This window comes from Parasphingomonas frigoris (genome assembly GCF_036663815.1).
Taxonomy (GTDB): domain Bacteria; phylum Pseudomonadota; class Alphaproteobacteria; order Sphingomonadales; family Sphingomonadaceae; genus Sphingomonas.
The window spans coordinates 229,699-244,024 of record NZ_JAXOJQ010000006.1; the positions used below are offsets into that span (position 1 = coordinate 229,699).

General features: G+C 62.9%; 18 protein-coding genes. 5 read left to right on the forward strand and 13 right to left on the reverse strand.

Going from position 1 to position 14,326, the window contains the following annotated elements; all coding sequences use genetic code 11:
• Positions 1-15 precede the first annotated feature (15 nt).
• The 9 genes from U1872_RS18250 to U1872_RS18290 all read right to left on the reverse strand — a co-directional run bounded on the left by U1872_RS18250 (position 16) and on the right by U1872_RS18290 (position 7,668).
• Positions 16-1,536 carry a DUF3987 domain-containing protein gene (locus U1872_RS18250; RefSeq protein WP_332794343.1) on the reverse strand — a complete coding sequence of 507 codons (1,521 nt, stop codon included), beginning with the start codon at positions 1,534-1,536 and terminating at the stop codon, positions 16-18.
• The gene (locus U1872_RS18255; RefSeq protein WP_332794344.1) at positions 1,533-2,636 is read right to left on the reverse strand and encodes a CHC2 zinc finger domain-containing protein; all 1,104 of its coding nucleotides are present in this window, start codon (positions 2,634-2,636) and stop codon (positions 1,533-1,535) included. Before U1872_RS18255 ends, U1872_RS18250 begins: the two co-directional genes overlap by 4 nt.
• A 250-nt stretch (positions 2,637-2,886) precedes the next feature.
• A complete protein-coding gene (locus U1872_RS18260) occupies positions 2,887-3,237 on the reverse strand; it encodes a hypothetical protein (RefSeq protein ID WP_332794345.1) in 351 nt (116 codons plus the stop codon).
• A complete protein-coding gene (locus tag U1872_RS18265; protein WP_332794346.1) occupies positions 3,234-3,554 on the reverse strand; it encodes a hypothetical protein in 321 nt (106 codons plus the stop codon). The genes U1872_RS18260 and U1872_RS18265 overlap by 4 nt, the downstream gene beginning before the upstream one ends.
• Entirely contained in the window at positions 3,551-3,769 is a 219-nt protein-coding gene (locus U1872_RS18270; RefSeq protein WP_332794347.1) for a hypothetical protein, read from the reverse strand. Before U1872_RS18270 ends, U1872_RS18265 begins: the two co-directional genes overlap by 4 nt.
• A 214-nt stretch (positions 3,770-3,983) precedes the next feature.
• Positions 3,984-4,184, reverse strand: coding sequence for a helix-turn-helix domain-containing protein (locus U1872_RS18275; RefSeq protein ID WP_332794348.1), 201 nt, complete (start codon positions 4,182-4,184; stop codon positions 3,984-3,986).
• A 116-nt stretch (positions 4,185-4,300) separates the two neighbouring features.
• Positions 4,301-4,942 (reverse strand): hypothetical protein, encoded by a 642-nt coding sequence (locus U1872_RS18280; RefSeq protein ID WP_332794349.1) that lies wholly within the window; start codon positions 4,940-4,942, stop codon positions 4,301-4,303.
• Positions 4,939-6,294: a tyrosine-type recombinase/integrase gene (locus U1872_RS18285; RefSeq protein ID WP_332794350.1), complete on the reverse strand. Its 1,356-nt coding sequence runs from the start codon at positions 6,292-6,294 to the stop codon at positions 4,939-4,941. The genes U1872_RS18280 and U1872_RS18285 overlap by 4 nt, the downstream gene beginning before the upstream one ends.
• Before the next feature lie 348 nt (positions 6,295-6,642).
• Positions 6,643-7,668: a glycosyltransferase gene (locus U1872_RS18290; RefSeq protein ID WP_332794351.1), complete on the reverse strand. Its 1,026-nt coding sequence runs from the start codon at positions 7,666-7,668 to the stop codon at positions 6,643-6,645.
• Between the two features lie 400 nt (positions 7,669-8,068).
• Between U1872_RS18290 and U1872_RS18295 the strand changes: the two genes are divergently transcribed.
• From U1872_RS18295 to nusG, 3 genes are all read left to right on the forward strand, one after another.
• On the forward strand, positions 8,069-8,227 hold the full coding sequence (locus U1872_RS18295; protein ID WP_332794352.1) for a hypothetical protein: 159 nt from the start codon (positions 8,069-8,071) through the stop codon (positions 8,225-8,227).
• Between the two features lie 347 nt (positions 8,228-8,574).
• The gene (gene secE, locus U1872_RS18300; protein WP_029625164.1) at positions 8,575-8,772 is read left to right on the forward strand and encodes a preprotein translocase subunit SecE; all 198 of its coding nucleotides are present in this window, start codon (positions 8,575-8,577) and stop codon (positions 8,770-8,772) included.
• A gap of 17 nt (positions 8,773-8,789) precedes the next feature.
• A complete protein-coding gene (gene nusG / locus U1872_RS18305) occupies positions 8,790-9,329 on the forward strand; it encodes a transcription termination/antitermination protein NusG (protein WP_332794353.1) in 540 nt (179 codons plus the stop codon).
• 37 nt (positions 9,330-9,366) lie between these two features.
• On the opposite strand, the gene U1872_RS18310 is transcribed toward nusG, so the two are convergent.
• The 4 genes from U1872_RS18310 to U1872_RS18325 all read right to left on the reverse strand — a co-directional run bounded on the left by U1872_RS18310 (position 9,367) and on the right by U1872_RS18325 (position 12,699).
• The gene (locus U1872_RS18310) at positions 9,367-10,557 is read right to left on the reverse strand and encodes a diguanylate cyclase domain-containing protein (RefSeq protein WP_332794367.1); all 1,191 of its coding nucleotides are present in this window, start codon (positions 10,555-10,557) and stop codon (positions 9,367-9,369) included.
• 213 nt (positions 10,558-10,770) lie between these two features.
• The gene (locus U1872_RS18315; protein WP_332794354.1) at positions 10,771-11,133 is read right to left on the reverse strand and encodes a response regulator; all 363 of its coding nucleotides are present in this window, start codon (positions 11,131-11,133) and stop codon (positions 10,771-10,773) included.
• A 250-nt stretch (positions 11,134-11,383) separates the two neighbouring features.
• Positions 11,384-12,115, reverse strand: a complete 732-nt coding sequence (locus tag U1872_RS18320; RefSeq protein ID WP_332794355.1) for a Crp/Fnr family transcriptional regulator — start codon at positions 12,113-12,115, stop codon at positions 11,384-11,386.
• 146 nt (positions 12,116-12,261) lie between these two features.
• Complete coding sequence (locus U1872_RS18325; RefSeq protein ID WP_332794356.1) at positions 12,262-12,699, reverse strand: hypothetical protein; 438 nt, start codon at positions 12,697-12,699, stop codon at positions 12,262-12,264.
• A gap of 242 nt (positions 12,700-12,941) precedes the next feature.
• On the opposite strand from U1872_RS18325, the gene rplK reads away from it, so the two are divergent.
• Both rplK and rplA read left to right on the forward strand, forming a co-directional pair.
• Positions 12,942-13,373, forward strand: coding sequence for a 50S ribosomal protein L11 (gene rplK, locus U1872_RS18330; RefSeq protein ID WP_133190050.1), 432 nt, complete (start codon positions 12,942-12,944; stop codon positions 13,371-13,373).
• A 4-nt stretch (positions 13,374-13,377) separates the two neighbouring features.
• Positions 13,378-14,070, forward strand: coding sequence for a 50S ribosomal protein L1 (gene rplA, locus U1872_RS18335; RefSeq protein WP_332794357.1), 693 nt, complete (start codon positions 13,378-13,380; stop codon positions 14,068-14,070).
• Positions 14,071-14,326: the final 256 nt, after the last annotated feature.

The window sequence follows — 14,326 nt, forward strand, 5'->3', positions numbered from 1 at the left end:
GCAACCTCTCGCCAGCTATCCACGGCTGGCCTCATACACCGCAGGATTGACGATAAAGTCCTTGCGAGGCTTGCCCGGCGTGTCCCCCTCGCGTTCCTTCGCCGCCCTAAGCCATCCCGCTTCCGCTAACGCCTCGGTGGCGGCGTCAACGTCCTGCGCCTGCTTAAGCGTCGCTATGCCGCTCGTCCGTCGAATGTCGCGGGCGTTGATCCGCTGCGCCTTGGTCTTGAGAATGTAGCGGGCAAGCGCGGCGGCGTTCCGCTCGGCTTCCGGCAACGCCGCGTCACCAAATACCCGCAGCGCGCTTGCCTTGGCGTAATCGTCCACAAACTCCAGAACCGCCGCCAGCGTCCTAGCGCTGATCACTTCCGGTTCACGCCCGCCGACACCCGCCCAGGTCATCAATTCCACGACCAGCGCCAGCCGCAGGACCGTGCCGCGCAGCTTGCCGACAAAGCCCTTATACAGCCCCGTGGCTTCCCGCACGGCCACGTCATTGTTGCGTATCCAAGCCTCGAACACGTCGGCCGCGCCGCTATCGAGGTAAAGAGTTTCGGGAGCGATTCTGCCGCCCTCCAGCGTGTCCGCGCGCAGTTGGTGCAAGCGGCGATAGATCGTCTCGAGCTGGCTAACGTCGGCGATCGAATCGGGGCGCCTATATTCCTGCGCGTCGGGCCATACCCAAAGGAAGCGCGGCACAAGGCCGTCATCTGCGGAGTTTAGCAGGCACTCGCGCAGCTTGTCGGGCTGGATACCGCCAAGGACCGACACCCCGTTAAACGGGATTGTCACGGTCCCCGTTTTGCTCCCCTTGCGGTCAACCGAATGCTCGCGCCCGCCATAGGCTTCTAGCCAGAACTCGCGACCGCCAGGCGAATAGCGTTCGAAGCTCATCAGCCACGCCGCCAGCTCGTCGCGCTTGTGCAACGTCCCGTTCGGGTTGCCGGCGAGAATGTCGCAAAGCGCTTCCGGCGTCGCGTCCTGCACCACCAACCGGACGCGCTGGGGCTCGGTCGGTTCAACCGCCGCCTCTGGCATCGGTGGCGTAGCGATGCCGTCTTTTGTCGCGGTCTTGACTTGGGCTTGCCATTCGGAACGCTCTTGCCGCGCGCGCTCGGCCACCGTCTGAAAACCGATAAGCCGGTTCTTGTGCTGCTCGGTTAGCTCGCTTTCCATCGCACGCAACGGGCCGGTGGCGGCATCGATCGCGGGAGACTTGTTGGACGATGGATCGCCAACCGGGGCGACCCACAAGATGCACGGTTCTTCCCAACTCGAAGTCGTGAACGGCTTAACGCTGCGCTTCGCCCCAATGAGGGAAGCCGCGACGCTCAGCACACCAACCGCGACGTAATCGACTGGCGAGCCCGCCCCCTTGGCAAGATCGCTGATAAGCGGCCACAGGTCCCCGAAGATCCCGCGCGGCATAACTGGGGGCGTGGTGCGGCCACCGGCTAGGATCGACATATCGGGGGTCTCCCAACTCGTCACCGGTTCGGCCGCTTCCATGCGGCTCCTGAATGCTGCGGCGTTCATGCCGCACGCTCCCGCACGATGCCGCGCAGCTCATCGTTCCAATCGGCAAAGGCTGGCGCCGGATACATTGCCCGAACCGACAACCCCCGACTTTCGAAGGCGTGCGTTGCCGCCGCCACGGCGATCCGGCCGGGCTCGTCACTGTCCCCGGCTAGAACGACCGAGCGGACAGCGGCGGGCAGGCTTACGCGCGGCATCAAGTCTGCCCCACACGCTACATAGATCAAGGCGTCGGGGAGCCCCTGCGCGAGCGTAAGGCCGTTCTCGGGCCCCTCGCAAACCACCACCTCGGCACAAGCTGCGCGCGACGCCATGCCGCTCGCCAGGAAGGCGGAACCGATGATTGCGCCATAGCTCAGCTTGGCCTTTGCCTTGGTGCCATCCTGCCGCGGGCGATCGTATTTGCGGCGCCCCCCATCGGCCAGGAACACGCATTGCACCCCGACCACTTCCCCGGTGGCGTCGTGCAGCGCACAGGCCATCGCCGGATAGTCGCGCCCTACTTCGCCGGTCTCAGCGTCCCGCCAGCGCGGCGTCATCACAAAGCGCACGGTGTCTGGAAGCGGCGCGACAATGCCCCTCGAGCGCGCATAGACTTCGGCCGGCGTGCCGATCGGATCGACCGAACGCGCCCAAATCTCCCGCCCGATCGCAATGCGCTGCGCGATGATTGCCGCATCCTCGGCCTTGCGCTTCGCCCGCTCCGCTTCCGATATAACCGGGAAGGCGTCGCCAGTCAGGGCGCGATAGGCTTCCATGAATGTCAGGCCATCCGCCCGCATCAGGAACGACATAGCGTCACCGCCACCGCACCCGCCCCAGCAATGCCAAGTGCCCTTGCCGTCGTTCACCTCGAAGCTCGGCGACTTCTCGGCATGGAAGGGGCAAAGCCCGACCATTTCGCGCGCGCCGCGGCGCTTAAGGGCCGTATGCCGCCCGACAATATCGGACAGGTTGTGGCTTGCCTTGGCTTCATCGACCAGCCGGCGGAACTCGTCCGCGCTTGCGTATGTCCGGGCGTTCATGCTGGATCCCCTGCCGGTTCGTTCCGGCCAAAGAGAAAGGGGCGCAAGCGGGTGTCGCTCGAGTATGACCAGCACACCGGGAGCCGGTATCGCTGCCAAGCCTGGAGCGTGACGCCGTGCGCTTCATCGAAGGGCACCGACTTGCAGAGCCATTCGGGCTTTTTCCATTTGCCGAAGCGCCATTCGCAAACGGCCACCGTCCAAGATCCGTTCGGCGCTTGCCGCATCAGGATCGACCGCCGAACGGCTAGGCGCGGTGCCTTGCCCTTCAAGGCCCGTTGATTGCGAGCGCGCCACCAAGCCACGGCGGGGTAAACCCGCGCTGTCATCGCAAGCCCTCCCATTCCGAAGGCCCGCTAAGGCCTAGGATCTCGTCTAGGGTCTGGCGGCGGTTGAAAGGCGGGCGCGTGGTGTAGGGGGCAACGTGCTGCACCTCGCACAAAGCGCGGCGCGGCTCCCCGTAGGCATCGACCAGCACGGGCAGGCCCGTTACATCGGCCACCGACAGCGCGTAGGACACGGCTTCCGCGTAACCGCAGACTCCCGACCCGTTGCCACCTATCGCGCCCTCGGGCAGTGCCCAGCCTTGCGGTACGGTATGCCACTGGTCCGGGTTGAGCTGCTCGACCACAAGCGCGCGGGCGATGCTCGGTTTGAGCCTGGCAATGGCACTCACGACGCACCGCCCGTCGCAACCCAAACGATCGCGCTCTTGCCGTTGGCATTTGGGCGCCGCCGGCCACTGTCCGCAATCATATGCTGGCGGCGTAGCTCGCTGGTCCTTGGTTGTGCCGAGCCGCGATCAATCCCCGTGCAGGCGGCGATTTCATTGGTCGTGAGGCCATGCGTTCCGGCCAGTTGGATCGCTCGCAAGACGGCGCGTTGCAGGGGGCCGAGGCAATGCGCGATGGCGTCCGCCGCGGCGATCGACGTATCAACGCCGCGGTGGCCGGGTGCGTCGGGATAGCCGCAATGGGGGCTGTAAACGTTCACTGCGCGTCCTCCCAATCGAAGGTCGGCAGGCCGTGGCGCTCCAGAAGTCCAAGCAGCCAATCAAGCTGCTTTGTCGTCAGCGTGTTGGCGTCGAAGCTCAGTCCCCCAAGGAATTGACCTTCTTTGGGGCGTAGCGTGCCGGTGCCGTTCAGAACGGCGCGCAGGATCGCGCGGGCGGCTTCCCGGTGATCGGTAAAGGCGGTGGGATTAGCCATTGTGCGCCTCCCCCCAAGCGAGGGCCGCAAGCAGGCTGGCACGCTGCCCGATGATGCCGAGCAACCGAAGGCGTTGCATCCGAAGGGCTAAGGCGTTATCTATCGGGGTGTTGCTGTTGCCGATGTAATTCGTGGTGGCCCGTCCCTTTGCCGAGGGGCGGGTTGCTTCGTTATAGGGCCGAAGCGCGACCCGTGCCGTTGTTGCCACCGCGCTTCACGCCGCCGCTTTTTCGGAAGTCGAAGAGACGACCCGCTCGGCAATATATGCCTCGAGGTCGGCGATCCGATAGCGCACCACGCGGCCCAGCTTCACAAAGCGGGGGCCGGTCCCGTGAGTGCGCATCTTTTCGAGCGTGTTCGGCTTCAGGCTAAGGTGCCGCGCGGCTTCCTCGGTATCGACGGTAAGAGCGTTCATTGTCTGCCTCCATCGTGTCGTCGCACAACTGCAACGCCACTGGAGGAAGGTTGAAGCGTTAGCCGCCTTGCGTCGGCCGATAGGGCTAGCAATCAGGCCAGCGGCTAGGCCTGTAATTAGGGCCTTTTATTGGCCTCTTCTTCCCGGCGGTGTTGAACCGTGCCCTCTACGTGCGTCCTCACTAGCGATTCCGAAGGCTCTAGACCGCGATCGGAAAACCAGCTCGCTACGAATTGCTCTAAGGTAGACTGCGGGGCCTTGCCCATGACGACGGGGCCGATAACGTCGTTCATTTCATCATGGCTTAAAAGAGCGGCCATTGCTGCGGGCCAATCGTATTTGCCCTTTGGTCCTCGCGCCTTGGCGATCGGGGGCGGTGGCGAGACATTTTGCGCGATGCCCATAGCGCGGCATCCTTCCAAATCGAAGCTAACCCTAAAGAGGTTGTAATGGTCTATTGGCAAGCTCAATGGGCTGTTGTTGCGCAAGGCCTTTAGAATCGCACCGTCCGGAAACTCGCGATGCACGCCCGCGGAAAAGTCCCCAAGCGCCCAATCGCTGTAGGTAATCCAGCTCCACACCTCCAAGGGCACCATCTGGCAAATCGCGCCGTTGCACGTTGCTCGCTCCACCGAAAAGCCGAGCATCCCATTTGTGGCGCGCTGGTATACCGCCCGTTGCAATCGCGGTTCGTATTCGGCGCCATGGACCGCTAGCAACTGCCGCCGCAATTCCCCGGCCAATATCCATTCGGTCATGCCCGCGCACTCGCCAGGGGAATGACATTGCCGGCAGCACCGACAGCGCCGCTCACAACCGCTTCGACGTGCCGCGCCCATGCTTCGAGAGCCGCGCGCTTTTCCGCCTCATAGCGATAGGTCTGATAGACCCCGACGATGCCCGCGCGCGTCCCGCTGATATGGTTGATAACGGCTTCGGTGATCTCGGTTGCGAAGCCCAGACGCTGGCATCCCGTAGCGAGCGTGCGGCGCAAGTCGTGGAGGGTCCACGGGGCTACCGCCAGCTTGTCCACGTCCTCGGCGTCCTGTCCCGCCTCACGCGCTTCCTTGCGCATCAAAACCAGCATAGCGGCGTCGAGCCGCGCTTTGACCTTGGAAAAGCCCGATACGGCGGTTTCGCCCGTCGTGGTGAATAGGAGGCCCGCCTTGCTCTTGACGACGGGGAGGTCAGCGAGAGCCGCCAGCGCCGAAGGGGCAAGCGGCACAAGGTTTGGATACCCGTTCTTCGAGCGCTCGCCAGGCAGAAGCCATAGCTTATTGCCCTTGTGCAATTCGGCCCAGGCCATGCCGGCTACTTCGTCCCGACGCTGCCCTGTCAGGACCAGTAGCCGCACGATCGGCGCAAACGGCCACCCCAGACTGCCAGCCGCCAGCCACACCAACCGCAATTCGGCGTCGGTCAACGTGCGCTCGCGCTTGCCAGCCTTCGAGGGCGGCTTGATCCCCAGCATGGGGGACCGGCTCGGCGGAAGGTGCCGGCGTTCCTTGTCGCACGCATAGTTGAAAATGCTGCGCAGGGTCTTGTAGGCTTTGAGTGCCGCAGAACGGCTGCGCTCCCCGATCTCGTCCAGACGCTCGGCAATGTCGGCGTCTGTGATCTCGGTAAGCGGCTTTTCGCCGAACGCCGGCTTTAGATCCCGCGCAATGATGCCCTCGGTTTCCTTCCAGCTTCGCGGCTGCTCGATCTGGGCATACTTTTCCACGTAGCGGGTTGCGAACGTCGAGAACCCCAGCCGCGCCGATATATGCTGCTGCGCTACGTCTAGCTCCTTGGCAGCGCCTGCTGCCTCCAGCATGGCCCTATCGGCGTCCACGGGGTCTATCTTGCGGCGGACCTGTTCAAGCAATTCCTCTGCCCGCTCCCGCGCCCGCTCAGCGGTCCAAGGCGAGCCGTGCTGCCCGATCGTATAGCGCCGGGTCGGGGCGCCCCTGCCGCCAATACGGTATTGGATGAGATAGGAGCGCGCAGCCTTATGCGTCACCATCACGCCAAAGCCTTTTAGCGTCTCGTCCCACAGGTACGATCGCGCGCCGATTACCGGCAGCGGGATTGCGTCGACTGAGCGTTTTGTGATGCGTCCTGTTGCCACGCTTGGACAATAACCGGATAAGCACGCTTAAGCAAACTCCATCCAACCCCGTGCTATGTCAGTCCAAGAATGCCTTAGGGATACGCGGGGTTGCGGAAGCTTGGGCAAGCTTCAGCAAGTCCGGAGCAATGGGTAGCTTGGAACTCCAAAACCGAAGGCCCTCGGTTCGAGTCCGAGCTCCCCTGCCAGCCTTTCCGCCATTTTAGACTTTCGACCGACCGCGGAAAACGCGTTGCGGTGGCGGATAAGCACGGGACGATGATCCGCGTCGCCCTCTGTGACCTCGAGCCTTACCTCGCTGTCGCGTACCTGCCTCAGACCCGCGACAACGACATATCCCCAGCTTTATTACGACCCCACTCTTTCGAGCAAACGGATATATTCGCCGGCGAGCATCCTCATATTTAAATGTTCCTCGACATATTCTCGTGGACGGAATTTTTGTCTCTCTCTCCAAAATCTATTGAAGCTCTCTTCCATGGTCGTTTCTCTAAACTGAATACCGCAGCGGTCGTCGAAATAGGGAACGGAGCTTACGCGAAGATCCGGCGCGGCGAGTGGGCGCTGGCGAGGATCGGCCAAGAAGCCTTCGTCCCACGCTAGAATTGGTACATTCATCGCCATTGCTTCCTCACATGCAAGGCCTTGAGTCTCATGTTCGCACAGGAATGCGAGAGACCTGCTGCGACGAAGGACGTCAAAATATTCGGGCTGAGTGTGCGCTCCGTAGCGAAGCGTCACGTGCGACAAGCCCAACCCGTCCAGATGCGTTTTCAGTCGGTCAACAACCCTCGGCACAACCTCTGCGCGATTCCATCGCACTTTGTCGTATATCGCAACGTCTACGCTTTTTTCACATAAGAGTGTGTCAGGTATAACCGACGTATCAATGCCTGCTGGCCAGCGAACAACGATATCTCCACAATATCGACGGTAGAAATCGACATACCAGTCGCTGGGCTGTATCATCAACCTTACGTTCGCAGTCTCGCGAATGCTTGCGACCTCATCGGGAAATCCTGGGTCGCCAGGCCCAAATAGCATAGGATTTGGCAGGAGTGCTGTTTTCGTAATGACTGATGGGTAGCCTGAGATGCCAATCGGATATCGTGGAAATTTCAGCGCCAAGGAAAAATCATTAATCCGGACGTCACAGCCGACCTTTTTGAGCGAATCAACAAGACTCAGAAAAGCAACATAAAAACCAGTGTTAACCTGCTTTCCTTGCATTCTTCTATAGATGGAACGCAGTCGCCCTCGGATATTTGACCTAATTTTACCATACGCTCCACAATCGGCTTGTTTTTCAAAACCATCGTAGAAAAGCAGAACTAGCGGGCCACGCCCCAAATCCATCAACCCACCGTTCGCCATTTTTTCCCCACGAAATCGACTATTGTGACTTAGCCCAAACAGGCCCGACACGAGATCCGACCATCATATGCCTAAGCATTCAACAAAGCCCTTAAGCTCGCTCTAGCGATCTTTCGAGCGCGTCTCACACCAGTTCGCGTGATGGCTGACTCATGAGAAATCCCCTAGCAGGGTAAAGTTCAATTCGATGCTCGCGAGTCTTAAAAAGGTTTTGCGATGGCATCCGCGACTTCGCTTCGATTGAGTTTTACGGCGGCGAGGGTCCGGGCGCAGGCGCCATCATGCCGCGATGCCTAATAGGTGCGTCGGCTGCCGGCGCTGGCGACGATTTTACGAGGGTGAGACACGCAGCACGGCAGCGCAGCTTGGCGGCGTTGGCCTTCAGACAGATCGCGACTGCGTGTCGCGGTTCAATGCCGCCGGGCCTGACGGGCTGATCGACGTGGTGCCGCCAGCCGGTGTGCCCCTGCTCGATGACGTGCAGCGTCGGGCACTCGCGCAGATCGTCGAGAGCGGCCCGATCCTGGCTTTGCACAGTGTCGTGCGCTGGCGGAATTGATCTGGCGCCGTGGGTGTGGGACACGTTCGCCATCAGCGTTAGCAAGCAGACGTTTCGCCGGGAGCTTTGCGCAATGGGCTATTGCAAGCTGTCGGTGCGCCCACGCCATATACCAGGCGCCGCCGGGGGTAATCCTGCACGAAAGCGTGCAGGCTGCTCAGCACACCCGTCAGAAGAGTCGCCGACTCGCTCCGGCGACCGCCCTCCTCGCCCGCGCTTGATTTAGTTATGCGCACGCGCTACGCCCCACCCATTCCGAAATTGGGAATTCTCGTCATCGGGCCTTGGCAGGTCCGGACGGCGGGCCCATGTCCGTTTCGGCTAAAAAGAACATGAGTGCACAGACCGTGGCGAAGACGACCCCCCTCGAATTCATCCGACAGGTCCAGGCCGAGACCAAGAAGGTCGTGTGGCCGACCCGGCGCGAGACGATCATGACCGGCGTGATGGTCGTCATCATGACGACGCTGCTCGGCCTGTTCTTCTTCATCGTCGACACCGGCTTCGAGGCAATCGTCCACCTGCTGCTCAGCCTCGCCAAATAATCTAGGTAAACAGACACATGGCACGCTGGTACATCATCCACGCTTATTCGGGTTTCGAGGGCAAGGTCCGCGATTCGATCATGGCCGAGGCGACCCGCATGGGCCTCGAGCAGCTCGTCGAGCAGATCGAAGTCCCGACCGAGACGATCACCGAGGCGCGCCGCGGGAAGAAGATCCTCGTCGAGCGCAAGTTCATGCCGGGCTACGTGCTCGCCAAGCTCAACATGAACGACGATGTCTATCACCTCGTCAAGAACACCCCGAAGGTCACCGGCTTCCTCGGCCCGAACGGCAAGCCGCAGGCGATCCCGGAATCGGAAGCTGCGCGGATGCTCAGCACCAAGGACGAAGCCGCCGCCGCTGCGCCCAAGCAGAAGGTCAAGGTCGATTTCGAGATCGGCGATTCGGTCAAGGTGCTCGACGGCCCGTTCGCGAGCTTCAACGGCATCGTCGAAGAGCTCGATTTCGATCGCAGCCGCGTCAAGGTGTCGGTGTCGATCTTCGGTCGCGCCACCCCGGTCGAGCTCGAATTCGAGCAAGTCGAGCGCTCCAAGTAAGATGCGATCGCCAGCCGGCGCTGCGCCGGCTGGCGGGTCAGCCCGCCTCGCCGTGCGCGACCCCGCCCCCGCTCAATTTCATACGATAGAGCGCATGGTCGGCAAGCGCGATCAGGGGCTCCAGGTCGAGCGCGCCCGGCAGAGCGACGGCATAGCCCAGGCTGACCCCGATCTCGACGTCGAGCGTGCCGATGCGATATGGCGCCGCCACCACCCGCGCCAGCCGGCGTGCAAACAGGTCGGCTTCGGCCGCTTGCCGGATCGGCCCCTGCACGACGACGAATTCATCTCCGCCGATCCGCGCCGCGACGTACCCGTCGAGCAGCAGGCCTCCTACGCGCTCCGCCATCGCCTGAAGCACGAGATCGCCGACCGCATGGCCGTAGCGATCGTTGATCGGCTTGAAGCGATCGAGATCGAAGCAATGCACCGCCAGCATCGGCTCGTCGTAAGTGGAGGTGATCTCGCGATAGGCCTGCCGCAGCCCGAGCCGATTGCGCAGCCCGGTCAGCGGATCGTGCTGGGCCAACACCGTCATGTCGAGCCGCAACCCGATTTGCCGCGCGGTGGCGCGGTGGAGGTGCCAGATGGTCTCGATACCCGCGGCAAGGAACAGCGCGAACATCCCCATCAGCATCCAGTGCGCGCGTTCGTGGTCGAGCGCGGTCGCCAGGATCACCGGCAGCGCGGCAACGAGCAGGAATAGCGTCGCGGCGCGCGGTCGCACCGAAACCCGCCCGACGATCCCGGCACAATAGGCAAACAGCAACCCGGTCGCGAGCATCTGCAGCGCATGGTCGTGACTGGCGAAGATCATCGCATCGAGCGTGCCGAGCGCTGCGGCAAACCCGAGCCCCGACAGCGCGTGCAGCCGATCCCAGCGCTGGACGACATCGCGGTCCGCGGTCGCGCCGGTCCCGCGGTGACGGACGATCAGCGTCAATTTGGTGAGCGCGAACAGCGTACCGAGCGCCGTCACCAGGGAGAGCTGCGTAGACGCCAGCGATGCGCCCGCAAAGACACCGACCGAGACGAACGCGCCCGCAACCACGACCGACGGCCAGAAGTTGTTCGCCAATTCGTCGACCAGCACGGCCTTGACGTCGCTCGGCTCTCGCCGCGCCCGCAGTGCATCGCGCACCCGCCACAAAGCGCCGCGCGGCTCCGGCGTCGGCGTTTCGACCGCCCAGGCCGGCGCCGCGGGCGCGCGTTTCCCGCGCAAGCGCATCACCCGCCCCGCCCCACGGCGTCACCGAGGACGCCAGCGGGCGAGCGGATCGGCCCAAACTGAACCTCCGTCGCGACGCGCGGCAGTATCCCGCAGCGGTAAACTTCAAAAAAAGCTAAAAACATCGCGGCTTCGATCGTTGGGAGGAAACGCTTCTCAAACACCCCAAGTACGATCGGTGGTGAACGATGGATGTATTGCCTTGCCCACACATCAGGCTGGGCGCCGCAACGCCCCGATTAACGTCTGCACCACATGTTCTGGTCGCGCGGGCTTCATGATCACCGGAACATCGGCCAGCACCTCGTCGAGCGCATCGGGCATCCCGGTCGCGGTGTGCATAACGAACGGAACCGCCTGCGCCGCGAGCATGATCGCGACCGGCGTGACGATCCCATCGAGCAGATTGGCATCGATCACCGCGGCATCGATCCCGCCGTTCTGGAGCAGGGCCAGCGCGTCGCTGACGGTCGCCACAGGTCCCACGACGAGCGCCCCGGCATCCTCCGCCGCCAACGCGAGGCCGAGCGCGATCAGGCTCTCATCCTCGACGATCAGTATCGCAATTTGGGGCATGGGCATAATCCGCTTCAGAGCGGGAGCGCCAAGTCTCTCAGCCGCTGATGCTCGATATCTCGCCAACGGTCTCCACTAACAAACATGATCTGGATTAGTTGCACTACACACAATACGCATGACGTTCTGAAGATCGCGCGTCCGATACGCGACCTGTTTTCGCAGCTTCACGCCGATTTTGCCGGCATCCCCGCGGGCACCGATTCGCGACATCCGGGCCGCCGCGGTGGCCCTGCCGGTCGGTCGCGGTTCAATCTTCGACCAAGTTCAAATGCAGATATGCCGACTGGAAATCGGCGACCAGACGCAACTGCTCGGAATCGAGAATGGCGACGGTGCGGTTGCGCCGTGCGATCAGGCCTTCGCTCTCGAGCTGCTTGAGCATGCGGCTGACGTGAACCGTCGTCAGACCGAGGGCATCGCCGATCTGCTCCCGGGTCATCGGCAGCATCTTCGCCTCGCCCGGCTGGAACCCCACCACTTCGAGCCGCACGGCGCACTCGCACAGCAGATGCGCCAGTCGCATCAGCGCCTTGCGGCGGCCGATATTGGCGATCCATTCCCACGCGATCGAGCCGTCGACCAGCGTATCGAGCCAGAAGGCGTGCGCGATCGCAGGATAGGTCGCGGCAAGCTCGAGCAGCGCCGCGCGCGGGATGCGCGCCATCGTGACCGGGCCGAGCGCCTGGACGCTATGATCGGCAATCTTGAGCAGCGAGTTTTGCAGATCGACCGCGTCGCCAGGCACTTGTAACGCGACGATCTGCCGGCCGCCGTCGCCGACGATCTTCTGGCGATAGGCAAAGCCGTCCATCAACACGCAGGTGAAATCGGCGCGCTCGCCCTGCCGGACGAGATAGTTGCCGGGCTCGAGCGTGCGGACCGTGAACGGCAGCGCCAGCAGCGCCGCCTCATCCTCCGGCGCAAGCCGACTGCGCCGTTTCAACTTGGTCAGCAGGCGCTGCAACGTCATTTCTTGCATGGATTGGTCCCGATCTCGGCGGGAGCGCAAAACTCTCAGTCATCGGAGGCCAGAAAAGGCCGATGATATGAGGAGCATAACACAGATCATAGTGGTGGCGCAGAACAACTGTTGGGTCGGTCGTGCGGCCGCAACCCACAGTCGTGTCAATCCGCCAGCCAGCGCAGCGCCTCCTCTTCGGCGTCGAACACCGCGATATTGTCGCGCACCGCCAGCAAACGGCGCGATTGCATCCGCGAGAGCGGTCGGCTGGTCCACAACGCCAGTTTGTGCGCATGGGTCGGGCCCGCGGCGATCAGCGCCTGGAAACGCTTGATCACGTCTTGCGACTGGATCGCGGCGAACGAGACGTCGCAGCATAGGCGATGTTCGCCCGGCTCGCGGCCCAGCGCACCGATCGCCTCGCGCAGCGCGATCGCAAAGCTATCCACCATCGCCTCGTTCCAGAAGCCCGAGATCGTCAGGCAGACCAGATTGCGTGCAGGGTAGATGCGAAAAGTATACGGATGTTCGATCCGCAATTCGGCCGAAGCGGCGGGAACGCCGCGTACGCCCGGTCCCATATCGGGGAAATGTACGCTCATGGCAGGCCTCGCTTAGCGGAGCCGTCAAAGTGCCTGCACGCGCTTAACAAGTTTGCGCCGCCCTGCGGATCGACAAATGCAGATAATTCGATCTTTCGGCGCAGGCGACGGCGGGTTTGCGTGGTGCGCCACTTTGCGCTATGCGCCGCGCCTTCTGCGACACCTCGTCGTGGAATCGCGGGAGGCGGAGCTATGGCCCCGCCGCATGGACCGCTAAACTTGAAAGAGAGTGAGACCGCCACATGGCAAAAAAGATTACCGGCTATATCAAGCTGCAGGTTCCTGCAGGCAAGGCCAACCCATCCCCGCCGATCGGCCCTGCGCTGGGTCAGCGCGGCGTCAACATCATGGAATTCTGCAAGGCGTTCAACGCATCGACCGGCGACCAGGAAGTCGGCACGCCGCTGCCGACCGTGATCACCGTCTATGCCGATCGTTCGTTCTCGTTCGAGACCAAGACGCCGCCGGCATCGTACCTCATCAAGAAGGCTGCCAACATCAAGTCGGGCTCGAAGGAGCCGGGCAAGGTTTCGGGTGGCAAGATCTCGCGCGCCCAGCTCGCCGATATCGCGACCGCTAAGATGAAGGATCTCAACGCCAACGATCTCGAAGCCGCGACGCGGATCATCGAAGGCAGCGCCCGCGCGATGGGCCTCGAAGTGGTGGAGGGCTGAGCTCATGGCATTCGTAAGCAAGAAGCAGAAGGCCATCACGCTCGATCGTGAGAAGCTCCACGGCATCGACGAAGCGATCTCGCTCGCCAAGTCGGGCGCAACCTCGAAGTTCGACGAGACGATCGAAGTCGCGCTGAACCTCGGCGTCGATCCGCGTCACGCCGACCAGATGGTCCGCGGCGTCGTCACGCTGCCCAAGGGCACCGGCAAGACCGTCCGCGTTGGCGTTTTCGCCAAGGGCGCAAAGGCTGACGAAGCCCGTGCGGCTGGCGCCGACGTCGTCGGTGCGGAAGACCTGATGGAGCTCGTCCAGGGCGGCACGATCGATTTTGATCGCTGCATCGCGACCCCGGACATGATGGGCATCGTCGGTCGTCTCGGCAAGATCCTGGGTCCGAAGGGCCTGATGCCGAACCCGAAGCTCGGCACCGTGACGATGAACGTCGCTGCGGCGGTCGAAGCTGCCAAGGGCGGCCAGATCGAATATCGCGTCGAGAAGGCCGGCATCATCCACTCAGGGATCGGCAAGGCGTCGTTCCCGGCGGAAGACCTGCGCGCGAACTTCGACGCACTCGTCGACGCGATCGTGAAGGCCAAGCCGACCGGCGCCAAGGGCAAGTATGTCAAGAAGGTCGCCGTCAGCTCGACGATGGGCGCCGGCATCAAGGTCGACGTTGCCGAGGTTTCGGCGGCGTAAGCCTTTCCGACTTTCGGATGAGAATTGAGGGCCGGGGGAAACCCCGGCCCTTTTTCGTTCTGTCTTCTCCCTCTCCCCCCCTGGGGGAGAGGGTCGGGGAGAGGGGGACGTCTCAACAAGCGTCACGCTCCGTAACGCAGCACTGGGCCCCGCCCCCCCCCCCACCCCCCCCGCGGGGCGGGGGGGGAGAACGGGCCGGCGGGCCCCCCCCCCCCCCGGATTGTGTATTTAGCGGGAACGCGCCCCGAGCGCCCGC

Bases quoted from the DNA above. Each gene is read 5' to 3' on its own strand.
- rplK (WP_133190050.1), top strand. From the start codon at position 12,942: ATGGCAAAAAAGATTACCGGCTATATCAAGCTGCAGGTTCCTGCAGGC.
- U1872_RS18250 (WP_332794343.1), bottom strand. From the start codon at position 1,536: ATGAACGCCGCAGCATTCAGGAGCCGCATGGAAGCGGCCGAACCGGTG.
- U1872_RS18270 (WP_332794347.1), bottom strand. From the start codon at position 3,769: ATGGCTAATCCCACCGCCTTTACCGATCACCGGGAAGCCGCCCGCGCG.
- nusG (WP_332794353.1), top strand. From the start codon at position 8,790: ATGGCACGCTGGTACATCATCCACGCTTATTCGGGTTTCGAGGGCAAG.
- U1872_RS18280 (WP_332794349.1), bottom strand. From the start codon at position 4,942: ATGACCGAATGGATATTGGCCGGGGAATTGCGGCGGCAGTTGCTAGCG.
- U1872_RS18325 (WP_332794356.1), bottom strand. From the start codon at position 12,699: ATGAGCGTACATTTCCCCGATATGGGACCGGGCGTACGCGGCGTTCCC.
- rplA (WP_332794357.1), top strand. From the start codon at position 13,378: ATGGCATTCGTAAGCAAGAAGCAGAAGGCCATCACGCTCGATCGTGAG.
- U1872_RS18320 (WP_332794355.1), bottom strand. From the start codon at position 12,115: ATGCAAGAAATGACGTTGCAGCGCCTGCTGACCAAGTTGAAACGGCGC.
- U1872_RS18275 (WP_332794348.1), bottom strand. From the start codon at position 4,184: ATGAACGCTCTTACCGTCGATACCGAGGAAGCCGCGCGGCACCTTAGC.
- U1872_RS18310 (WP_332794367.1), bottom strand. From the start codon at position 10,557: ATGCGCTTGCGCGGGAAACGCGCGCCCGCGGCGCCGGCCTGGGCGGTC.
- U1872_RS18315 (WP_332794354.1), bottom strand. From the start codon at position 11,133: ATGCCCCAAATTGCGATACTGATCGTCGAGGATGAGAGCCTGATCGCG.
- U1872_RS18290 (WP_332794351.1), bottom strand. From the start codon at position 7,668: ATGGCGAACGGTGGGTTGATGGATTTGGGGCGTGGCCCGCTAGTTCTG.